General features: G+C 58.6%; 1 protein-coding gene. It reads left to right on the forward strand.

What is annotated here, in order from left to right; translation table 11 throughout:
• The coding region (locus D7Y04_RS44890; protein WP_158627709.1) for a hypothetical protein at window positions 1–325 on the forward strand (325 nt) is incomplete at its 5' end.
• Window positions 326–399: the final 74 nt, after the last annotated feature.

Below are 399 nucleotides of genomic sequence, written 5' to 3' on the forward strand. Positions count from 1 at the left end.
GGATGGGTTCACGGACGAGGTTTCGAAGTACCTGAAGGAGAATGTCTGGTGCTCCCTCACCGCGAAGAAGAAGGTTCATGACGTCGACATCGCGAAGCTGAAGGAGGAGCTGCGAAGCGCCAGTATCGAATTTCGTGGGCGCCTGGAGTCCCGTGGCACGCGAAAAGGCGGCACGAAGCTCTGCTGGAGGAGCCGACACGACGAGGGCTTCGCGCGCAAGTGGTACTACCCCTTCTCGATGGGGAAGACGCCCAGCCATCGTTCTCCCGGCGTGGCGTATTCGCTGCTGGACTCCATCTTCAAGAAGATCAAGCTGCCGTTCTGATACCTGAGGTGAACGTGAGCGTCATGCCCGTCGTCTGGGAGTGGGATGTCGGAGATCGTTTTTGTGTCCTGGAT

It is taken from the genome of Corallococcus sp. AB038B, assembly GCF_003668955.1.
GTDB lineage: Bacteria > Myxococcota > Myxococcia > Myxococcales > Myxococcaceae > Corallococcus > Corallococcus exiguus.